Origin of the sequence: Lederbergia citri (assembly GCF_018343625.1) — a bacterium.
GTDB classification, from domain to species: Bacteria; Bacillota; Bacilli; order Bacillales; family Bacillaceae_C; genus Lederbergia; species Lederbergia citri.
Map to the genome: position 1 here is coordinate 103335 of NZ_JAGYPG010000001.1, position 19511 is coordinate 122845.

The 19511-nt window shown below is 35.4% G+C and carries 27 protein-coding genes and 1 pseudogene; 25 read left to right on the forward strand and 3 right to left on the reverse strand.

Translation table 11 applies throughout. The features are described 5' to 3' along the window. Nucleotides 1-558 precede the first annotated feature (558 nt). On the forward strand, nucleotides 559-993 hold the full coding sequence (locus KHA97_RS00620) for a GNAT family N-acetyltransferase (protein ID WP_213122872.1): 435 nt from the start codon (nucleotides 559-561) through the stop codon (nucleotides 991-993). A gap of 31 nt (nucleotides 994-1024) precedes the next feature. Further along, entirely contained in the window at nucleotides 1025-1633 is a 609-nt protein-coding gene (locus tag KHA97_RS00625; RefSeq protein WP_213122873.1) for a YdcF family protein, read from the forward strand. A 5-nt stretch (nucleotides 1634-1638) separates the two neighbouring features. Here the strand turns inward: KHA97_RS00625 and KHA97_RS00630 are convergent, their stop codons facing one another. Next, nucleotides 1639-1782, reverse strand: a complete 144-nt coding sequence (locus KHA97_RS00630) for a hypothetical protein (RefSeq protein ID WP_213122874.1) — start codon at nucleotides 1780-1782, stop codon at nucleotides 1639-1641. 320 nt (nucleotides 1783-2102) lie between these two features. On the opposite strand from KHA97_RS00630, the gene map reads away from it, so the two are divergent. The 5 genes and pseudogenes from map to KHA97_RS00655 all read left to right on the forward strand — a co-directional run bounded on the left by map (nucleotide 2103) and on the right by KHA97_RS00655 (nucleotide 5191). After that, complete coding sequence (map, locus tag KHA97_RS00635; RefSeq protein ID WP_213122875.1) at nucleotides 2103-2846, forward strand: type I methionyl aminopeptidase; 744 nt, start codon at nucleotides 2103-2105, stop codon at nucleotides 2844-2846. A 110-nt stretch (nucleotides 2847-2956) separates the two neighbouring features. Further along, a complete protein-coding gene (locus tag KHA97_RS00640; protein WP_213122876.1) occupies nucleotides 2957-3811 on the forward strand; it encodes an AraC family transcriptional regulator in 855 nt (284 codons plus the stop codon). A 125-nt stretch (nucleotides 3812-3936) separates the two neighbouring features. Beyond that, complete coding sequence (locus tag KHA97_RS00645) at nucleotides 3937-4167, forward strand: hypothetical protein (protein ID WP_213122877.1); 231 nt, start codon at nucleotides 3937-3939, stop codon at nucleotides 4165-4167. A gap of 50 nt (nucleotides 4168-4217) precedes the next feature. Continuing rightward, on the forward strand, nucleotides 4218-4649 hold the full coding sequence (locus KHA97_RS00650; protein WP_213122878.1) for an NUDIX hydrolase: 432 nt from the start codon (nucleotides 4218-4220) through the stop codon (nucleotides 4647-4649). Beyond that, a pseudogene (locus KHA97_RS00655) lies at nucleotides 4649-5191 on the forward strand (GNAT family N-acetyltransferase). The gene KHA97_RS00650 and the pseudogene KHA97_RS00655 overlap by 1 nt, the downstream one beginning before the upstream one ends. 35 nt (nucleotides 5192-5226) lie before the next feature. Here KHA97_RS00655 and KHA97_RS00660 read toward each other — a convergent pair. Next, nucleotides 5227-6147, reverse strand: a complete 921-nt coding sequence (locus tag KHA97_RS00660) for a DUF4349 domain-containing protein (RefSeq protein WP_325167391.1) — start codon at nucleotides 6145-6147, stop codon at nucleotides 5227-5229. 138 nt (nucleotides 6148-6285) lie between these two features. On the opposite strand from KHA97_RS00660, the gene KHA97_RS00665 reads away from it, so the two are divergent. The 15 genes from KHA97_RS00665 (at nucleotide 6286) to KHA97_RS00735 (ending at nucleotide 15962) form a co-directional block, all read left to right on the forward strand. Continuing rightward, nucleotides 6286-7125 (forward strand): nucleotidyltransferase domain-containing protein, encoded by an 840-nt coding sequence (locus tag KHA97_RS00665; RefSeq protein WP_213122879.1) that lies wholly within the window; start codon nucleotides 6286-6288, stop codon nucleotides 7123-7125. Nucleotides 7126-7188: 63 nt separating this feature from the next. After that, entirely contained in the window at nucleotides 7189-7671 is a 483-nt protein-coding gene (locus KHA97_RS00670; RefSeq protein ID WP_213122880.1) for an NUDIX hydrolase, read from the forward strand. Beyond that, the gene (locus KHA97_RS00675; protein WP_213122881.1) at nucleotides 7661-8098 is read left to right on the forward strand and encodes a hypothetical protein; all 438 of its coding nucleotides are present in this window, start codon (nucleotides 7661-7663) and stop codon (nucleotides 8096-8098) included. Before KHA97_RS00670 ends, KHA97_RS00675 begins: the two co-directional genes overlap by 11 nt. Next, the gene (locus KHA97_RS00680) at nucleotides 8095-8535 is read left to right on the forward strand and encodes an ASCH domain-containing protein (RefSeq protein ID WP_213122882.1); all 441 of its coding nucleotides are present in this window, start codon (nucleotides 8095-8097) and stop codon (nucleotides 8533-8535) included. Before KHA97_RS00675 ends, KHA97_RS00680 begins: the two co-directional genes overlap by 4 nt. A 14-nt stretch (nucleotides 8536-8549) precedes the next feature. Continuing rightward, the gene (locus tag KHA97_RS00685; RefSeq protein WP_213122883.1) at nucleotides 8550-9095 is read left to right on the forward strand and encodes a class I SAM-dependent methyltransferase; all 546 of its coding nucleotides are present in this window, start codon (nucleotides 8550-8552) and stop codon (nucleotides 9093-9095) included. Between the two features lie 285 nt (nucleotides 9096-9380). Further along, nucleotides 9381-9845 carry a GNAT family N-acetyltransferase gene (locus KHA97_RS00690; RefSeq protein WP_233713348.1) on the forward strand — a complete coding sequence of 155 codons (465 nt, stop codon included), beginning with the start codon at nucleotides 9381-9383 and terminating at the stop codon, nucleotides 9843-9845. A 10-nt stretch (nucleotides 9846-9855) separates the two neighbouring features. Next, nucleotides 9856-10716 (forward strand): class I SAM-dependent methyltransferase, encoded by an 861-nt coding sequence (locus KHA97_RS00695; protein WP_213122885.1) that lies wholly within the window; start codon nucleotides 9856-9858, stop codon nucleotides 10714-10716. A 20-nt stretch (nucleotides 10717-10736) separates the two neighbouring features. After that, the gene (locus KHA97_RS00700) at nucleotides 10737-11519 is read left to right on the forward strand and encodes a class I SAM-dependent methyltransferase (RefSeq protein WP_213122886.1); all 783 of its coding nucleotides are present in this window, start codon (nucleotides 10737-10739) and stop codon (nucleotides 11517-11519) included. 25 nt (nucleotides 11520-11544) lie between these two features. Further along, entirely contained in the window at nucleotides 11545-12165 is a 621-nt protein-coding gene (locus KHA97_RS00705; protein ID WP_213122887.1) for a zinc dependent phospholipase C family protein, read from the forward strand. A gap of 57 nt (nucleotides 12166-12222) precedes the next feature. Then, complete coding sequence (locus KHA97_RS00710) at nucleotides 12223-13185, forward strand: DUF4003 family protein (protein WP_213122888.1); 963 nt, start codon at nucleotides 12223-12225, stop codon at nucleotides 13183-13185. A gap of 17 nt (nucleotides 13186-13202) precedes the next feature. Then, a complete protein-coding gene (locus tag KHA97_RS00715; RefSeq protein ID WP_213122889.1) occupies nucleotides 13203-13625 on the forward strand; it encodes a DUF1801 domain-containing protein in 423 nt (140 codons plus the stop codon). A 16-nt stretch (nucleotides 13626-13641) separates the two neighbouring features. Further along, nucleotides 13642-14061 (forward strand): FosM family fosfomycin resistance protein, encoded by a 420-nt coding sequence (gene fosM / locus KHA97_RS00720; RefSeq protein ID WP_407657998.1) that lies wholly within the window; start codon nucleotides 13642-13644, stop codon nucleotides 14059-14061. Nucleotides 14062-14074: 13 nt separating this feature from the next. Then, the gene (locus KHA97_RS00725; RefSeq protein ID WP_213122891.1) at nucleotides 14075-14527 is read left to right on the forward strand and encodes a GNAT family N-acetyltransferase; all 453 of its coding nucleotides are present in this window, start codon (nucleotides 14075-14077) and stop codon (nucleotides 14525-14527) included. A 12-nt stretch (nucleotides 14528-14539) separates the two neighbouring features. Continuing rightward, nucleotides 14540-15403 (forward strand): serine/threonine-protein kinase, encoded by an 864-nt coding sequence (locus tag KHA97_RS00730; protein ID WP_213124259.1) that lies wholly within the window; start codon nucleotides 14540-14542, stop codon nucleotides 15401-15403. A 10-nt stretch (nucleotides 15404-15413) separates the two neighbouring features. Further along, nucleotides 15414-15962: a GNAT family N-acetyltransferase gene (locus KHA97_RS00735; protein WP_213122892.1), complete on the forward strand. Its 549-nt coding sequence runs from the start codon at nucleotides 15414-15416 to the stop codon at nucleotides 15960-15962. Nucleotides 15963-16080: 118 nt separating this feature from the next. Here the strand turns inward: KHA97_RS00735 and yhfH are convergent, their stop codons facing one another. Then, nucleotides 16081-16209 carry a protein YhfH gene (gene yhfH / locus KHA97_RS00740; protein WP_213122893.1) on the reverse strand — a complete coding sequence of 43 codons (129 nt, stop codon included), beginning with the start codon at nucleotides 16207-16209 and terminating at the stop codon, nucleotides 16081-16083. A 147-nt stretch (nucleotides 16210-16356) separates the two neighbouring features. On the opposite strand from yhfH, the gene KHA97_RS00745 reads away from it, so the two are divergent. The 3 genes from KHA97_RS00745 to KHA97_RS00755 all read left to right on the forward strand — a co-directional run bounded on the left by KHA97_RS00745 (nucleotide 16357) and on the right by KHA97_RS00755 (nucleotide 19038). After that, complete coding sequence (locus KHA97_RS00745; RefSeq protein WP_213122894.1) at nucleotides 16357-17091, forward strand: MBL fold metallo-hydrolase; 735 nt, start codon at nucleotides 16357-16359, stop codon at nucleotides 17089-17091. Between the two features lie 65 nt (nucleotides 17092-17156). Next, nucleotides 17157-18146, forward strand: coding sequence for a lipoate--protein ligase (locus KHA97_RS00750; protein WP_213122895.1), 990 nt, complete (start codon nucleotides 17157-17159; stop codon nucleotides 18144-18146). A 115-nt stretch (nucleotides 18147-18261) separates the two neighbouring features. Continuing rightward, nucleotides 18262-19038, forward strand: coding sequence for an enoyl-CoA hydratase-related protein (locus KHA97_RS00755; protein ID WP_213122896.1), 777 nt, complete (start codon nucleotides 18262-18264; stop codon nucleotides 19036-19038). The last annotated feature ends 473 nt before the right edge of the window (nucleotides 19039-19511 follow it).

Consider the following 19511-nt stretch of genomic DNA (forward strand, 5'->3'; position numbering starts at 1 on the left):
TCGATGAAAATTATGGAAAAAACAATTTGGTCGAGAATTCCGTGTTAATTCTCGATGAAAATTATGGAAAAAACAATTTGGTCGAGAATTCCGTGTTAATTCTCGATGAAAATCATGGAAAAACAATTTGGTCGATTATTGCGTGATAATTATCGATGAAATTCATGGAAAAACCAAATTGATCGGTAATTTCGTGTTAATTCTCGATGAAGTTTACTGAAAATCCAATTTGATCGAGAATTTCGTGTTAATTCTCGATGAAATTCATGGAAAAACCAATTTGATCGAGAATTTCGTGTTAATTCTCGATGAAATTCATGGAAAAACCAATTTGATTGAGAATTCCGTGTTAATTCTCGATGAAATTCATGGAAAATCCAATTTGGTCGATAATCCCATGGTAATTCACGACAAACTGTTTAAAAACCTTACTCATATAATCATTTTTTGACTACACATTGATTTTCAAAACCAATTTAAGTCAAGTGAGATTCTAATTATACAATCGAATTTCACTTGATTTTTTCATATTTGTTGACCTTTGAAAGGAGGAGCCTTATGAACTTTTCTTTTTACAAACAAATTCCTGAAAAAGAAGTGATGGTTGGAATATTGCAAATACATGAAGATATTTTTCATGATTCTTCTGCATTGATTAGGAAAATGGTAAACAAGTCAAAAATTCTCATTGTAGTTGCCATCAAAGATTCGAGAGTAGTTGCATACAAAATGGGATACGAGCTTTCGAATGAAAAATTTTACAGTTGGCTTGGCGGTGTAGATCAAAACTATAGAAATTTAGGGATTGCCACTAAGTTAATGGAAAAGCAGCATGAATATTTAAGAAAACACGGATATAAAATTGTTCAAACAAAAACGAAAAACAGATGGAGGCAAATGCTGATTTTAAACTTGAAAAATGGATTTAATATTATGGATACATATACTGATAAAAATGGCGAGATCAAAATTATTCTTGAAAAAAATTTGTAGTTGGTTTCTCGATGTTGGAGGGGAATAATGAATGAATATTTCCGAAATAAAATTCAATGACCTAACAGATGAATTAATGAGCAAACTACTTTATAGCGATATAAATGACGACCTTGAAAAAGGTGATTGCATCATGGTTTTTGGCAGTAGTAAAGCTGTGCAATATCGTTTGCCGAAAGCTTTGCAGCTATACCATGAAGGAAGGGCGAATAAACTGTTATTTTCTGGAGGGGTCGCGTGGAATGGAAATTCTTTTCCAGAAGCAATAGTATTGAAAAATAAAGCACTGGATTTAGGAATTCCAGAAGAAGATATTTTGGTTGAAACCATTTCCACGAATACGAAGGAAAATATACTGGCATCGTTATTAGTGTTAGATAGACATTTTGATTTACACAAAGTAAAGAGACTATTGATCGTAACAGCCAGTTACCACATGCGGAGGACGTATTTGACTTTAAAGACGTACATGCCAAGTTGGATTGAATTTTCTCTTTGCCCAGCAGAAGACCAAAGTACGAAAATCGACAACTGGTTTTTAAACGTGCACGGCAGAAAGAGGGTAATGGAAGAGTCACGAAAAATAATAACCTATATAAAAGAAGGCGCTATTGTTGACGCGCCTCTTCCTAAAATGTAGATGCCTTAATACTCGATTTCCTCATAGTCTTTTGGTTGAGGTATCGGTTTACCAGTCTCTTGGTCAAAATAATCATCCACTGATTGCTGGCGTTCATTTTTTAAATCATCATTACTATTATTTTTACTTTGCAAGTTTTGTTTTTTCAATTCTATGCCCTCCTTTTTTCATTTGAAAAATATTATGCTACAGTTTGGGGCGAAATATGTTGGGAAAGTCTTGTTTAAAACGATCGCAGTTTTAATGTGTGATGATCAGTAATCAGTTGGGCGTATTACCGAAATAACTTGCAGTAGAATCGAGGGTTCCGGACAATAAAAGGAAGTGTGTTCTATAGTTACAATATATAAAGAAAGCAATAATTAATCCTGTGACATAACCAATTACATTGAATTTGAATGGATTATGGTAAAATCATTATTGTACAATTTATAAAGCTAAGAATTAACTATAGAAAGAAGGAAAGTCTGTGATTGTTCAAACTGAGGAAGATCTACAAGGTCTTAAAGAGATTGGAAAAATAGTAGCCATTATTCGTGACGAAATGATTAAAAAAGCAGAACCAGGAGTCACAACAAAAGAGTTAGATGATTTTGCTGGTGAACTTTTTGAAAAATATGGTGCCATTTCTGGTCCTAAAGGTGAATATGATTTTCCGGGTTTTACTTGTATTAGCATAAATGAGGAAGTGGCCCACGGAATCCCTGGAAAACGTGTGATTAACGAAGGTGATTTAGTAAATATCGATGTTTCGGGATCGAAAAATGGTTATTTTGCTGATACCGGTCTTTCGTTTGTTGCAGGAAAAGGTGATCCATTACTATATTCTCTATGTGATGTAGCTAAAAAAGCATTTGATGCTGGCCTTGCAAAAATAAAAGTTGGAGCAAAATTAAATGGGATCGGAAAAGCCGTATATAATACAGCGAAACAAAATGGTTTTACGGTTATTAAAAACTTGACTGGCCACGGAGTTGGTAAATCATTGCATGAATCCCCGAAACATATTATGAATTACTATGAGCCGTGGGATAACGATCTTTTAAAGGATGGAATGGTGCTTGCTTTCGAACCGTTTATTTCTTCTAACGATGAAGAAGTATACGAAAAAGGAGATGGCTGGACTTTTATTACGGTAAATAAAAGTTATGTCGCTCAAATCGAACATACGGTTATTGTAACAAAGGAAGGACCTATTATTATAACTGAATAATGAACGAAAATTAATGCTCCCTAGTAAACAATGACAAAACAAAGCAGAAAGAGACAGGATAGAGAGCTCTGGTATTGATATGATTTATTCAAGGGAAGGGGGCTTGCTGTATGGCATGGGTTGAATCTTTGCAAAAAGCAATTGATTTTATGGAAGATCATTTGCTGGAAGACATGACAATGGAGAAAATTGCACAACAAGCAAACTCATCGCAATTTCATTTCCAACGAACATTTTCAATATTAACGGATATAACTGTTGGCGAATATGTAAGGCGGCGAAGGCTGACATTAGCTGCACAAGATTTAATAAGAACAAATGAGAAAATCATTGATTTAGCCCTAAAATATGGCTATGACTCTCCCGAGGCTTTCTCGAAGGCTTTTCGAAGACAACATGGTATCACCCCAACTGATGCACGAAAAAATATGGGAAAGCTGAAATCATATAACCGCTTGGTGATCCAAGTGAGCCTGAAAGGGGCAGAGCCAATGCAATACAAAATTGTAGAAAAAGAAAGTTTTCAAGTTGTGGGAGTTAAGGAAAGTTTTTCGTGGGAAAACGGAGAAAACTTAATCGGCATTCCAAAAATGTGGGAAAAAGTACATCAGGAAGGAATAGTTGACACACTTGTTAAAGTTAATGATGCTTCACTCAAAGGGATATTAGGTGTTTGTCATGCCCCATTATCGAATGGGAAAATAAATTATTGGGTTGCAGCCGCTTCTGAAAGTGATGTCCCAAATGGTTTTGAGAACTTAACAATTCCTGCATCAAAATGGTCAGTATTCGAAGTCCATGGTGCTATGCCAGATGCCATGCAAAACGCGTGGAAAAAAATCCACTCTGAATGGTTTCCCTCGAGCGGCTATGTACATGCAGGAACTCCTGACTTAGAAGTTTATACAGATGACAATCCATACAGCCCAGATTGTTATTCAGAAATATGGATTCCAGTAAAATAATTCTTACCGGGGACAGGTTCAAAGGGGACGGGTTCATTTGAACCTGTCCCTGTTTTTATTAAAAAAAGGAAAAACTCCTAGTGTTATAGAACATTATTAGACAGAAATATTTAGGGGGCAAGGAAATGACTAATATCGATAAAAGAAATAGATTAGATGAGTCTCCTTTTACTTATAGAGTAAGTAAAAATGATACTGTTTTTATTGATTTTAAGGGAAAATTAGTGAAAACACTAAAAGGTAAAGAAGCTGAAAAAATCTTGATTAAAATAAGATCAGCAGCGAACGAAAAAGAGCTACAGCTTATACTGGCGAAAATAACGGGAAATTTTAAGAGAGGGAATGAGCGTATTTGAAACGAATATAAGCACGTTAGAAAACTTACAAAAGGAGGAAAAACAGAAAGATGTTCATCGTTAATACAGAAGCGGCCATTTTTAATAATGGCAAATGGCTCATTATTGAAAGAAGCAAAAAGGAAGAACATGCAGGCGGAATGTTATCGCTTATCGGTGGGAAAGTGGATCAAGAAGGAAACTCCTCTGATATATTAGAACGAACTGTGAAACGCGAGATTTTTGAAGAGGTAGGGGTTAAGGTAAAAGATCAGCTGCACTATGTCCACAGTACATCATTTGTTACGGATAAAGGTAACCATGTTGTGGATGTCGTTTTCCTAGCTGAATATGAAAGTGGTGAAGCATTTCCAAAAAGTCCGGATGAAGTTGATGAAGTATTGTGGCTAACATATGATGAAATTATGGAACATCCGAACTCGCCGCCTTATTTAAAGGATAATATTACAATGGCTGAGCAACTAAAAAGGAAGGTTTTTTAATGAAAGTGTTTAATGGTGATAGGATTATACTCCGTGAAATTGTGGGAAAAGATTGGCATGATATCCATACTTATGCTTCCCTACCTGAAGTATCACGTTTTCAACCATGGGGACCAAATACAGAAGAAGATACGAAAGCTTTTGTGAATCAAATTCTTAATGACTCAAAAGTCCGACCAAGAACACGTTATGTTTATGCAATCATTGAAAAAGTAGATAATAACATGTTGGGTTCATGCGAACTAAACATCCGTGACTTCCCGAATCGAACAGGAGAAGTTGCCTATATTATTCATCCTGATTATTGGGGAAAGGGCTACGCAACTTAGGCTGCCACGCATATGATTGAATTCGGATTTGAAACATTTAATCTGCATCGAATTTTTGCCACATGTGATACAAGAAATATCGGTTCTGCAAAGGTTCTGGAAAAAATAGGAATGACCTTAGAAGGAAGGATGCGTGAAGATTTATTAATAAAAGATGGATGGCGTGATTCTTACTTATATAGCATTCTCGAACATGAATGGAAAGCTAGATAACAAAAGGCATTTTATCTAGCTTTCCATTTACTTGTTTATAGATCTTTTCGTCTCCTTCTTTTAAACACGAAGAAGACGGCTCCCGCAATCAGTAAAAGTAAAACAATTACAGGTAAATTCCCTACAAAAAAGACAACGAGAGCTGAACAAGCCGCTAAAATAAAATTCATGCTATCGACAAATTGTTTCTTCGTTTTCTCCCAAGTATTTAAATCTTTACTGTCTATTCCCGGAATGACAACACGAGTTTCTGTCATATGAATCTCAACAGTTGAAAAGGAAGTTTGATTTTCTAAGTATTTCATCCTGCCTACTAAGACTTCAATTTCTTCTTGCACTTTTGCTAAATCCGATGAGATTTTTAATAAATCCTCCGTCTTTTTTGCATCAGCCATAAAGTCAAGCAGTCTTTTTTCAACCGCTCTTTTCGATGTAAGTCGCGATTCTAAATCTACATATTCTTCGGTTACATCTTGCCCCGTTACGTTTCGTCCTAAAATTTCTGCCGCTTGTTTTTCGGTGTCATTTAAAAACGTTTGAAAATGTTTTTCGGGAATACGAACGATAATCGTTCCGCTCACTGTTTCATCGGTTTCGCGATAAATATTTGATTCAACGATATATCCTCCATACTCTTTTACTTTCTTTTCGATGTTCAGTTGTGCGCTCTCAAATTTTTTAACCTTAACTTGCAATAGTGCTTGATGAATGATCATTCTATCTGTTTTTATGTCTGTATTTTTAGCTTCCATCGCCTTGTCTGCATTTTCACCATCTTCTCGCGGCATTTCCATTGCTACTTCATTTGATAATCTTTCTTTAGATAAATCCATTTGATCTGTAGCTAAAGAAGACTCATAGCTACCGCCACTACTTTTGCCTTCACTTGAATTTTTTGAACTGCATGCGGTCATGAAAAGACTGGCCAATAATAAAAGCAAAAACCCCTTTTTCACAAAATGCCCTCCTGTCTGTTTAACATATTCGACGTTTAAAGAAAAGATAAGTTGCACTTCATTTTTTTAAGAAGGAATATATGTGTAAATCGCGAATGATAAAGATTACACGAAGATTAAGGAGTTGGTAAAAAATGTGTGGGATTTGTATCTAGACATGCTGTAAGAGATTCGGAATTAGAAAAGTACAGAAATCAACATTTGAAAAATGCTTTGAAAGATTTGACAAGTGACCCTAATATTTTAGCCATTTACGAAAGTGGTTCTCTGGCAAAAGGAAATTTTGATCTCTATTCAGATATTGATCTTCATATCGTTGTAAAGCAGGAAACGAAAGACGAGTTTATTAAGGCGAAACGTAAAAGAGTGGGTAATTGGGGAAACGTTTTGTTTTATGAAGATTGGTCACCAACAGCTCCTGTTATCGTCACTCATTTCGATAGTTTTGTAAAAATAGACTCATGGTATAAGGAACCGGATGAATTAGTTCCAACTGTTTGGCTTCACGGAATAAAAGCACATTTTGATCCACACCGACTAATTGAAACATTAATCAACGAATCAACGTCTATAAAATATGAAATAACCACGGAAGAAGTAGATTTTTGGCAGGGAAAATTCTTTGCTTTTTTGCATGAAATGTATCGTGCGGTTATGCGAGAAGAAAAGTATTATGCACTATGCAATTTAGATCGCCTCCGCTGGCTAATTGTTTCCGGATGGTATATGGAAATGGGAGTTCATCTTGATAGTCCATATGGAGTTTGGTCAAAGTTAGAAGGAAAGAGGAGTCATTTGCATAAATGGCAATTATCGCTATTAGAAAGTTGGGACTGCAGCAGGGATTCCAATGAAATGATGAAAACAGCGGTAAGTATGGTTCCAGAATTTTTAAGAATCAATAAGCTGTTGTGCAACCTCGTCCAAAAAGAGGAAAACGAGGAAGAATGTAAAAGAATTATAGAAATGGTTATATGATTCTGGGAATAAGCTTGCCGTCTTATTAGGAGGCAAGCTTTTGTAAAATGAGGGGGTTATAATTTGAAAAATGAACATCCAAAACATATTATCGCCGTTTCTGCATATGTCACAAATGAGAACGGAGAACTTTTATTAGTTAAAACACATTCACGTTCTGATACATGGGAGTGTCCAGGCGGACAAGTAGAAATGGGAGAACCATTGGACGAAGTAGTTTGTAGAGAAGTATTAGAGGAAACAGGCATTGTAATTCGTCCAATTGGGATTACAGGAATCTATTATAATACGACTAGTTATATTTTATCCGTAGTTTTTAAGGCAGCGTATGTAAGTGGTAAGATTAAAATACAGCCTGAGGAAATACGAGAAGCCAGGTTCATTAAGGTAAAAGAATCGAATATCGAAGAGTACATAACCCGTCCACATATGAGAAGTCGTACGATTGATGCAATGAATGTAAAGAACTTCATTCCCTATGAAACGTGGGAAGTCGAACCGTATCAATTAACCGGGAGATTAGAAGGGGATTGGAATGAAGGCTAATATTTTGCGAAGCTTTATCATTGTATTCATCTTATCCTTCCTAATAGCACCAAATTCAAAGGCGAGCTGGGCATATTCATTTGTAGTATGGGATGGATATGTTTATGTTGTAAGTGATGAGTCCGTAGAAAACATTGATAAAGAAATTGGGCATGTGACGAAATACTCCGATAAAGAGGGAACGTATTGGGGCAACTTCTCTAATACTTTTAAAAAAGGAACTAAATACTATTCAATAACCGATATAAGTACAAATGAGGCAATTGCCGTTCAAACATCAGATGGTACATATATAAAAGCAATTAGAGAAGGGGAGTTTAAGAGCCAGCTGCCATTGTCTACAGTTATCGCTTGTATTATCTTCGTGTTTGTCCTCATTTTAGGGATTATTATTTTTAGGGAGAAAAAAGGGGAATTAAACCTATGAATCAAGTAGAAGCTTATTGGGAGAAATTTTTAGCAGAGAAAAATACTCCGAACCAACCTTATACATCATGGCATTTTGAATTAAATGAAAGATTAGCAAATGAATTATTGGAACTTGTTTTAAATGGAAAGAAGAGAGCAACAGCACCTTCCATTCATGATTTTGAACATGAGCCTCTTCCAAAAGTGGGAGATTATAGCGTCATCACGAATTGGGCAGGTGAACCGAAATGCATTATTCAAACGACATCTGTTCAAATTCTTGCATTTAAGGATGTAACGTTCGAATTAGCAAGATTAGAAGGCGAAGATGACAATTTGGAAACATGGCGAGAAGGGCATATAAGATACTATACACAAGTATGTAAGGCTGTTAATCAAGAATTTACGTGGGATATGCCTGTTGTTTTTGAACAATTTAAGGTCGTTTATCAGTAAGGAGAGAAATAATAATGGATATAAAGATAGTCGTTGGAGCGGGGGAATATAATAACAATCCGGGTTGGATCCATACACAGGAAAATGAACTAAATTTATTGGATAATTCAACTTGGGAAAAAAGATACGAAAAAAATTCCGTTACCGCTATTGTGGCCGAACATGTTTGGGAACATCTTACTTATGAAGAAGGAATAGAGGCAGCTAATATTTGTTATACATACTTAAAGTCATCTGGATATATTCGTTGTGCGGTGCCCGATGGTTTTTTCCCGGATGAAACTTATCAAAATGTAGTGAAGGTTGGAGGGCCAGGTCCTAAAGATCATCCTGCTGCAAGTCATAAAATCGTATATAACTATAAATCACTATCCGACATGTTCCGCACTGCTGGTTTTGAAGTGAAACTATTGGAATACCACGACGAAGAAGGGAACTTTCATTATAATCAATGGGACGAGAAAAAAGGTTTTATTTTTCGATCTAAGTATCATGATCCGAGGAATAAGGGTGATAATTTCGTGTCTCCGTCGATAATTGTGGATGCTATTAAAATCTAAAAAAATTACGTTTGGAAACACTCTGTTTGTTTAGGGGGGAAGGAGATTAAAAAGAAGAACTTACTTATTTTTATTGTAGGTTTTTTAGTCACTGTATTCATCTTAATCCCATTGTTTGGGAATCCTTTAACTACTTTATTAAAATAAATTGGATCTTTTAATGACATTGTGCGAGCTGTCAGTTGGATGGCTCTTTTTTCTATTGATTGAGGTATTGAATAAATAGAAAAGAAGGTTTTTTCATATCAATAATGGAATGTTAATTATAGGTTTTTAAAGTAGGTGATGAAAATCAGTCAATCAAAAATAAACATTATTCGTCTTTCCAATGAATCGCTTTATGAGGCAAGTTATCTGCTCGCTCATTATATGTACCCAAATCAATGGAGCGAAAAAAGTCAGAAGGAATGCTTACAAAATCTTATAAAATTATTGGAGTTCCAAAACGCTCATTTTTTATTGGCAAAGAGTAGTGATACTCCGGCTGCTTTCATAGCCCTTAACTGGGGATTTTCGACTACTAAAGGCAAACCCATTTTGATTGTACAAGACCTTTTTGTTATGCCGAATTTTAGAAGAAAAGGAATTGCTAGAATGCTAATTGAAGAAGCTATTCTTTTAGCTAAAGAAAAAGGCGCAAACCGCTTACAGCTAAATACAGGCACAAATAATAACAATGCCCAATCTTTGTATCAATCTATTGGATTCGAGTGGTTTCCTGAAAAGGAAATATATATGTTGTTTTTATAGGGGCGATGAAATGGTGCAATCAAAAGATTATTATGAGAATTCAACAGATAAAGAAAGCATTCGCTCGATTTATAAAACTGGGAAAAATCTAGAAGCAAAGTATATTGTGATAAAGGAATATGCCATTCATGAGCAATCTTTTGAAGAATGGGTAATCGAAAAATTGAATTTAACTGGTAATGTAAAAGTATTGGACGTTGGAGCAGGAAATGGCAGATTTTCAATTCCTATAGCAAGTAAACTGAAAAATAATGGCGGGTTAATGATAGCGGGGGATTTATCAACAGGTGTTTTGAATGAGTCATATTTAGTGGCAACTAAAGAGGGTTTACCAATGGTTCATTTGAAAATAGACGCTGAAGATCTTCCGTTTTTATCCAAAGAATTTGACATAGTAATGGCAAACCATATGCTTTATCATGTTGGAAACATTACTCGTGGATTAGAGGAAATGCAGAGGGTAATGAAAGGCGGAGGAACATTCCTTGCCACTACAAATAGTGAAACAGGGATGCCTGAATTTTTTTCTTTACACTTACAAACGATGAATGAATTAGGAATTGGTTTTGAACATAGCAAAAATCATTTAACGTTCTCTATGGAAAATGGTGAGGAAATATTAAGAAGCTTTTTTGATAAAGTAGACAAACATGTTTTTGATGCTGGCTTTATCGTGGATGATCCTGAACCAGTTTTGCAATATTATATGGCGACACAATTATACCAGGGACCGTTTAATGATAAAGATATTAAACCTGTGATCAGAAATTTAATAAAACCCACCTTTTATAAGTTTACTAGAGAAGCGTTAAGATTAGCAGGTGGAAATTTAAAAATTTCGAAACCAATTGGTGCATTTATCTGTCATTAAGACAAAAGGAGGCTGCACTGTTGAGTGAATGGAAAGAGTTGAACGAAGAATCAAAATCAAGATGGAATGAAAACGCGGGATTTTGGGATGATTATATGGGGAACGAAAGCAATCAGTTTCACCGTGAAATCATTAGGCCGCGTACGGAAAAATTATTGGATGTAAAAGCCGGTCAAACGATTCTAGATATTGCCTGTGGGAACGGCAATTTTTCAAGAAGGCTAGTTGAATTAGGGGCAAATGTAGTTGCGATTGATTATAGTTCTAAAATGATTGAACGAGCAAAATTGCGGTCTGGGCTACATCATATTGATTATAAGGTTATTGATGCAACAAACTTTGATTCACTAATTGCTCTTGGAAACGAAAGATTTGATAGTGCGGTAGCGAATATGGCTTTGATGGATATAGCTGATATACGTCCTTTAATGCAAGCCTTGTCATTTTTACTCAAAGACAATGGAATCTTTATTTTCTCAATTACTCATCCTTGCTTTCAGTCTCCTAATATGCGAAAAGTACATGAAGTAGAAGATATGAATGGTAGCTTACAATCAAAGAATAGTATTCAGATTTTCAACTATCTCACTCCGCAACCGTATAAAGCAATTGGTATTAATGGACAGCCCACTCCACATTATATGTTTCATAGGCCTTTATCGTATTATTTAAATGTTGCATTTAAGCAGCATTTTGTCCTTGAGAGCATTGAAGAACCAAGTTTCCAAAAAGAAAAAGAAGCGAATCAATTTGAATGGGATGAAATTCCACCTGCCATTATTTTGCGGTTAAAGAAAGTCTAGAATTGAAAGGAAGGAGTAAAATATTTTGGGTTCCAGAGTTATGCATCTCATCATTGCGAATGAAATAGCTAAAAAACTTCCTATAGAGGATAAGGGTTCCTTTTTGCTAGGGGGTATTGCTCCCGATGCTGTATCCCCAAAAGAGTTATCCCATTTCTTTACCGGAGATGTTAAGGACTTTTCTAGAAACATCGATTATGAAACATTTATAGAAAAATATAGCTCGTCTAAGGAGTCTTCATATATATTGGGGTATTATAGTCATTTAATTGCAGACGATTTATGGCTCAAAGGTTTTTTTCTATCATGGTTAAATAATAGAATCGAACATGATGAAAATATGGTTAATAACTACCACAATGATTTTAGATTACTAAATGGTAAATTATTAGACTATTACGGTATTGGAAGTGACATATTGAATGATATAAAGATAGGTCATTCAATTGTTGAGATTGATGAAGTAACGAAACAAGATGTACAAGATTTAATGCCTTTCATAGCCGAAGACATGGTCTATGATGAGAGTGTTCTTGATGAAAAGTTAAATGTCTTTACCTTTGATCAAATCGTTGGATATATTGAAACTTCCATTGAAAAAGGAATCATGCTAATACAACCAAAATTGTCTAAAAAAATTCATTGAAACTTTACATTGACCCGAACGTAATTCATTACATAAAGCTGAAAGGGTGATTCCATCATGAACGGTATGATAGATAACTATATTCAAATATTTGAACAACTACATAATGAAATGAAATGGAAAGTATCAGACAAAAAAATTTTAATGATGATTGCTTCTCTATATTCGATGAACAAAAAGGACTTTCAATATGAACATTTTTTTAAGATAGCAGATGAAATTAAGAAGCGTGCAGGGTATTTTTCATATATGAGATCTGAATCAAGATATACAGCTGCAGCGATTTTAGATGTAAATTATGGAGACCCTGAAAGTAAAGTTTCTTCTTTATTTGAGCTTTATGAGAACATGATTAAAGAAAAATTTAACAGAGGGATTTTTTCATATGTAGCGGCTTCCGTTTTATTAAAAATAGCTGGAGATCGTGATTATCATTCGCTTATTGTAAAAGCTAAAGAGATTTATAATGCCATGAAGAAAGAGCATCCATTTTTAACTTCAGCTGAAGATTATCCACTAGCTGTGTTGCTTGCTTCTGAATTTAGCGATGATGTCACTCAGCGTACTGAATATTATTATGAGCAACTCAATCAGAACGGATTTTATAAGGGGAATAATCTGCAATTTTTAAGCCACATTCTGTCTTTGAACAATGAAGAAGTAGAAGGGGCTTTATTAAGCAGGACGATTCATGTTTTTGATTCCTTTAAAGAAAAGGGGTTAAAACAAAAAGCAACGTATTATCCAGTGATGGGGATGCTCGCATTATTGCCTGAAGAAGAATTAAATATGGAAGACATAAAGGATGTTTACGAGCGGTTTAATCAAGAAAAACATTTTAAATGGCAAAAGGATATTAATCTAATTCTTGCTGTAAGCTTCTTTGTAAAAGACAAATTGAAACAACCGAATTTGGCAGAAACAAGTCTCTATACAACAATTGAAACGATATTGCAGGCTCAACAGGCCGCAATGGCGGGATCGGTTGCAGCTGCAGCGGCTGCTTCTAGTAATAATTAAGAAAGGAATTGAGCTTAATGTATGAGTTAAAAACAAAGGAAAATGATAACAGTGTTATTGAATTTATAGAAAATGTAGATAATCCGAAAAAACGTGAAGACGCTTATCAGTTATTGGACATTTTTACTGAAACGACTGGATATAAAGCAAAAATGTGGGGGCCGAGTATTATTGGGTTTGGCTCGTATCATTATAAATATGAATCTGGACATGAGGGGGATGCACCATTAGTCGGTTTTTCCCCTCGAAAAGCGAAAATCAGTTTATATTTTGCGACTGGCGACCCACGAAGGGAGGGTTTATTAAAGGATTTTGGAAAACATACGTCAGGAAAGGCTTGTGTGTATATAAATAAGCTTGCGGATATTAATATTGAGGTTTTACAAACATTAATTAAGCAATCAGTAAAATTTTTACAAGAGACATATCCAAATCAATGATGGGGCGTTAAGTATGATTATTAAAGGGCTAAATCATTTACTTTTCTCAGTATCAAATATAGAGGCATCCATTAAATTCTACGAAAAAGTGTTTGATGCAAAGCTTCTCGTTAAGGGAAGAAGCACGGCTTATTTTGATTTGAATGGGATTTGGCTGGCTCTTAATGAAGAAAAAGATATTCCTCGTAGTGAAATAAAGCATTCTTACACTCATATAGCTTTTTCTATAGAAGAGTCAGATTTCGATTCCGTATATGAAAAATTGAAACTGTTAAATGTAAATATTCTTGAAGGCCGGGAAAGAGATGAAAAAGATAAAAAATCAATCTATTTCACTGATCCGGATGGGCATAAGTTTGAATTTCATACAGGAACAGTAGAAGATCGATTGAATTATTATAGGCAAGATAAAGGTCATATGGAATTTTTCATTTAGCGTGGTGGGGAATATGGAATATTTAAAAAGGAATATAACTATTAACGAACTGGAAGCATGCTCAGACCTTTATACATATGTATTTAATCAATCCCCTTGGTTCGATGAATGGACACTGGAAAGTGCTAGCAAGCGTTTACGGGATATTATTCATCATCCACAATTTTATGGATTTGGACTATTTGATCACGAAGAGCACCTTCTTGGATTTATCTTGGGGTATGCTGAAACATGGTGGGATGGCAAACATTTTCAAGTCGTAGAAATGTGTGTGAAAACGGAGAAACAAGGAAAAGGGATTGGTTCAAACTTATTGTTTGCCCTGGAAAATTACTGTAAAGAGAGTGGAATCAACCGTATATATTTGTTGACTGGAAGCGGAGGACAGGCGGAAGCATTTTATTTAAAAAATGGATTTTATGTCAATCCAAGAATGATTATGATGTCAAAAAAGTTAGGGGACTAAATAGTGGAAAAGCTGACTCCTATTACGATTTACATAGGAAAAGTTTCATTTCAATTAAAGGAAAAACATGATTTTCCTTGGCTGCAGGAACTTGGTGAGGTATTTGCGGTTTTTGATCAGCAAGATTCAGGTAATCTCTGTTTTGGGATTGAAAAAGATGGTCAGAAAAGGTTTGTAAAATATGCTGGAGCAAGAACGATGGAATATTCAGGTGAACCAAACGATGCTATATATAGTTTGAAAAAATCGGTGGAGCTTTATGAACAACTAAGCCATCCATATTTAGTTAAATTGGAGAATCATTTTCCCGTTGAGCAAGGGTATGTCTTAGTCTTTGAATGGTTTGCAGGAGAATGTCTCCATTCACATTGGTCGTTTCCGCCTCCCGCCAAGTATGAACATCCGGATTCACCTTTTTATCGTTTCAAACAACTTCCTCTGGAATTAAGACTAACTACTTTACAAAAAATATTTGAATTTCATGTACATATTGAAAAGAAAAATTATGTTGCTGTTGATTTTTATGACGGGAGCATCATGTACGATTTTAGCGTAAATGAGATAAAAATTTGTGATATAGATTTATACGAGAAAAACCCTTATATCAATAATATGGGGCGACTGTGGGGCTCATCTAGATTTATGTCGCCGGAAGAATTTGAATTAGGTGCGGAGATTGATGAGAGAACGAATGTTTTTAATATGGGAGCAGTGGCATTTTGTTTACTAGGTGGAGAACTGGATCGTTCTTTTGAAAAATGGGACGCAAGTCTGGAGCTTTATCATGTAGCTTTACGAGCGGTTGAAAAGGATAGAAGCAAGAGGTTCGGTTCTGTGGAAGAATTTTTGAATGCTTGGAAAAAAGCTTTAAAGTGAGGCGTTCATAATGTTATTTCAGAATGATAAATTAGTAGTTAGGACATTAACATTAGAAGACCATCTTTTTTTGGCAAAATGGCTCTCAGATCCTGTCGTCCTTGAATTCTACGAAGGCCGCGATAATCCTTTTAGTGAGGAAAAGGTTTTAAAGAAGTTTTACAATCGAAATGATGGAACTTACCGCTGTATCGTAGAGTACGAAAGAATTTCAATAGGCTATATTCAATTTTATCCATTAGATGATGAAGATAAAAAAGACTATGGTTATTTTGATACAAACCCGATTTATGGTATGGATCAATTTATTGGAGAGCCGTATTATTGGAATCAGGGGATTGGCCAGCTTCTTGTTCAATCCATGGTACAGTTTTTAATTAAAGAGAAACAGGCAGAAAAGATTGTGATGGATCCGCAAACGTGGAATGAAAGGGCGATTCGTTGCTATGAAAAAAGTGGTTTTAAGAAGGTTAAGCTTTTGCCAAAGCATGAGCTTCATGAGGGTGAATATCGAGATTGCTGGTTGATTGAATTTAATTCAAATGATATGTTGAGTTGATTGTGAAATTATTTAAGGAAAACACATAATTTACGATTTTTATCTAAATAATGTGATAAAAGCATAATATATGAAACTAGCCCCTTTTGAATTCTATTCAAAGGGGCTTATTGCTCTTCTATTTAATTTCACTGCATTGGTCACACTTTGTACCATAGCATTCATGTTGCTCTGCGATTTTTTCTCCACATTCTGTACATTTTTTGGCGGGAAGGTTTTTAAAAAAATCTATGACATTTTCTAGCATGCTTTCCACTCTCCCTTTGTGTTTTGTTGCAGTACTGAACTTTGTATTGATTTATTGTATTATAACAGTTGGGAAAATGTCAATCCTTTTGTTAAACATAAAAAAATAAAGTATAGTAATATTAGTTTGATTAAAGGAGTTGTGTATATGGAGTTAACGGTGATCGGCCATTGGGGTGGTTATCCAAAAGCGGGTGAAGCCAGTTCAGGATATTTGTTGACGCACAAAGGATTTAAACTTCTCATTGACTGTGGAAGTGCTGTACTATCACAGCTGCAGATGTACATAAAGCCTGAAGAAATAGATGCTGTTATTCTTTCACACTACCATGCAGACCATATAGCAGATATTGGTGTTCTTCATCATGCACTGTTAATCAGTAAATATGTAAGTGGATATGACGGTAACTTGCCTATTTATGGCCATACAAACGATCAAGAGGGTTTCTCTACTTTAACGTACAAAGATATTACCACAGGTATTGCTTATGGTAAGAATGATTGTCTACATATTGGACCATTTCAGATTGAATTTTTACAAACAAAACATCCTGTACCATGTTACGCGATGAGAATAACATGTGAAGGAAAAGTGCTAGTCTATACTGCAGATACATCTTATTTTGAGGAATTAGTGGAGTTTTCGAAAAATGCGGATGTATTGCTTGCGGAATCCAATTTTTACAAAGGTATGGACGGGGCATCAGCGGGACATATGACAAGCGAGGACGCAGGAAAACTTGCCCAAAAAGCAAATGTAAATACCTTAGTTCTTACCCATTTACCCCATTTTGGCGACCTAAACCAATTGAAAGCCGAAGCAGCTGAACAATTTGAACAGGAAATCATACTAGCATCTAAAGGATTGAACCTGTCCCTTTAGTACCGTCCCCATGGGGACAGCTCCAAAGGGGACAGGTTTATGAAGATATATTAGGAGGAAAAATCATGAAGTTTATTGATAATCAAGGAATAACAGATCCGCGAATTAATTTGGCGATTGAAGAGCATGCGTTGAAGAATTTAGATGTGAATGAGTCGTATCTTTTGTTTTATATAAATGAGCCATCAATTATTATTGGTAAAAACCAAAATACGATTGAAGAGATCAATACAGAATATGTAGAAAAAAATGGAATTCATGTTGTACGTAGACTGTCTGGTGGCGGTGCGGTTTATCATGATCTAGGAAATTTGAACTTTAGCTTCATTACAAAAGACGAAGGAGATAGTTTCTTAAATTTTAAAAAGTTTACTGAGCCGGTTGTAAAAGCATTAAATAATTTAGGTGTCAATGCAGAATTAAAGGGGCGTAATGATATCCTTGTTGGAGAAAGAAAAATTTCCGGAAACGCTCAATTCTCTACTAGGGGAAGAATGTTTAGCCACGGTACTTTAATGTTTGATTCTGAAATTGAAAATGTTGTTTCAGCATTAAAAGTAAGGAAAGACAAGATTGAGTCTAAGGGGATAAAATCCATCCGCAGCCGAGTAGCCAATATTTCTGAGTTTTTAGATGAGAAAATGACGATCGAACAATTTAAGGAAGAATTGCTGCAATCTATATTTGAAGGTGAAACTCCTATTCCTGAATATAGACTAACGGAAGAAGATTGGAAACAAATTCATGAAATCTCAAAAGTTCATTACGCAAATTGGGATTGGAATTACGGAAAATCGCCTCATTTCAACATTCAGCATTCCCATCGTTTCCCGGTTGGACTTATTGAATTCCGACTTGATGTGAACAAGGGACAAATTCAAGAATGTAAAATTTTTGGAGACTTCTTCGGCGTTGGCGATGTAAAAGACATTGAAGACCGTCTGACTGGCGTACGCTACGAAAGATCAGAAATCCTAAACACTTTAGAGGATGTTGACATTAAGCATTACTTTGGAAACGTTGAGAAAGAAGACATTATTAATTTGATTTACTAATTTAGTTAAAGGTTGAAGCTGTCAATTGTTGGACAACTTCATCCTTTTTTTTAGCATTCCTATTGTTCGTAAAGCGTATATTTTTAAAAAATTAACTTTGAAGTGAGGAGAAGATTTGAATACTTTAAAGCTAGATATTAAACAAAATATAGCTTTTGTAACATTACATCGTCCCGAATCATTAAATGCTTTTAATTATGACATGCTAGAAGAATTATCAAATACAGTTGATTTATTAAAAAGTTCTTCTGAAGCTAAAGTAGTTATTTTTCGAGGAGAAGGAGAAAAAGCGTTTAGTGTGGGAGCTGATTTAAAGGAACGTAAAACTCTTACAGAACAAGAAGTTCGCCGCAATCTAAGAAAAATAGGTGAAGTGTTTTTAGCCATTGAAAACTTACCACAACCAACTATTGCCGCAATAAATGGCTACGCATTCGGAGGTGGATTGGAGCTAGCATTGGCATGTGATTTTCGATTTGCTAGTAGCCGTGCCATGCTCGGGTTAACTGAAACCAGTCTCGCCATTATTCCAGGAGCGGGAGGTACACAGCGACTGCCGCGAATAGTTGGTATGACGAGGGCATTAGAATTAATCTTAACCGCTAAAAGATTGACGGCTTTGGAAGCAGAAGCATATGGACTCGTATTAAAAACGATCCTACATAATAAATTAATGGAAGAAGTGCTAGCTTTTGCAAACAGAATTTTAGAAAACGGCCCAGTCGCTGTTCAACAAGCAAAATATGCAATCAAATTGGGAATGAATACAGATTTATTATCAGGACTTGAAATTGAACGGCAAGCTTATGAAAAGACCATTCCTACGGAAGATAGAATGGAAGCATTAAGAGCTTTTTCGGAAAAGAGAAAACCGATTTTTAAAGGGAAATAGATCAAAGTTAAGATCTATCTTTTCTATTTATTAGAATGTGCGGAGCATCGTGCCTTCATCTAAGTAATAAGCGCTTTGCAGTCACGATGAGGGTTTCAAAGTGCCTTTTATCAAAGAAATTCACACTTTGTGGTCACGATGATCGTTTCATCGTGACCTTCATCAAAGAAATCATCGGTTCACGGTCACGATGAGAGTGCGTTCGCGATGCCTCTCTAATCTTAAAAAAACAGTAGTTTACAAAGACTCTTCAATCGAATAGTATTTGCGATTTTATCACTCTCTGGCAATGAAAGCTCCCTTCGGATATCATAAGCATCCTCTACATGCCCAATCCTAATTGATCTCCGTTCAGACATCCTCATGAACACAACGCAAAAATATATTAGTTCCAGGTAAATCCCCCCTTTTCTTGCCGAAAGTGAGAATCGAGCTTATAATTGTAAAAATAATGATAGGTATTAAGGGGGATT

What these genes read in the sequence shown, in the direction of transcription:
- KHA97_RS00620 (WP_213122872.1), top strand. Translation starts at nt 559, where the DNA reads ATGAACTTTTCTTTTTACAAACAAATTCCTGAAAAAGAAGTGATGGTT.
- KHA97_RS00650 (WP_213122878.1), top strand. Translation starts at nt 4,218, where the DNA reads ATGTTCATCGTTAATACAGAAGCGGCCATTTTTAATAATGGCAAATGG.
- KHA97_RS00625 (WP_213122873.1), top strand. Translation starts at nt 1,025, where the DNA reads ATGAATATTTCCGAAATAAAATTCAATGACCTAACAGATGAATTAATG.
- KHA97_RS00680 (WP_213122882.1), top strand. Translation starts at nt 8,095, where the DNA reads ATGAATCAAGTAGAAGCTTATTGGGAGAAATTTTTAGCAGAGAAAAAT.
- KHA97_RS00675 (WP_213122881.1), top strand. Translation starts at nt 7,661, where the DNA reads ATGAAGGCTAATATTTTGCGAAGCTTTATCATTGTATTCATCTTATCC.
- KHA97_RS00710 (WP_213122888.1), top strand. Translation starts at nt 12,223, where the DNA reads ATGAACGGTATGATAGATAACTATATTCAAATATTTGAACAACTACAT.
- KHA97_RS00735 (WP_213122892.1), top strand. Translation starts at nt 15,414, where the DNA reads ATGTTATTTCAGAATGATAAATTAGTAGTTAGGACATTAACATTAGAA.
- KHA97_RS00725 (WP_213122891.1), top strand. Translation starts at nt 14,075, where the DNA reads ATGGAATATTTAAAAAGGAATATAACTATTAACGAACTGGAAGCATGC.
- KHA97_RS00750 (WP_213122895.1), top strand. Translation starts at nt 17,157, where the DNA reads ATGAAGTTTATTGATAATCAAGGAATAACAGATCCGCGAATTAATTTG.
- KHA97_RS00690 (WP_233713348.1), top strand. Translation starts at nt 9,381, where the DNA reads ATGAAAATCAGTCAATCAAAAATAAACATTATTCGTCTTTCCAATGAA.
- yhfH (WP_213122893.1), bottom strand. Translation starts at nt 16,209, where the DNA reads ATGCTAGAAAATGTCATAGATTTTTTTAAAAACCTTCCCGCCAAAAAA.
- KHA97_RS00715 (WP_213122889.1), top strand. Translation starts at nt 13,203, where the DNA reads ATGTATGAGTTAAAAACAAAGGAAAATGATAACAGTGTTATTGAATTT.
- KHA97_RS00645 (WP_213122877.1), top strand. Translation starts at nt 3,937, where the DNA reads ATGACTAATATCGATAAAAGAAATAGATTAGATGAGTCTCCTTTTACT.
- KHA97_RS00695 (WP_213122885.1), top strand. Translation starts at nt 9,856, where the DNA reads ATGGTGCAATCAAAAGATTATTATGAGAATTCAACAGATAAAGAAAGC.
- KHA97_RS00640 (WP_213122876.1), top strand. Translation starts at nt 2,957, where the DNA reads ATGGCATGGGTTGAATCTTTGCAAAAAGCAATTGATTTTATGGAAGAT.
- KHA97_RS00685 (WP_213122883.1), top strand. Translation starts at nt 8,550, where the DNA reads ATGGATATAAAGATAGTCGTTGGAGCGGGGGAATATAATAACAATCCG.
- KHA97_RS00745 (WP_213122894.1), top strand. Translation starts at nt 16,357, where the DNA reads ATGGAGTTAACGGTGATCGGCCATTGGGGTGGTTATCCAAAAGCGGGT.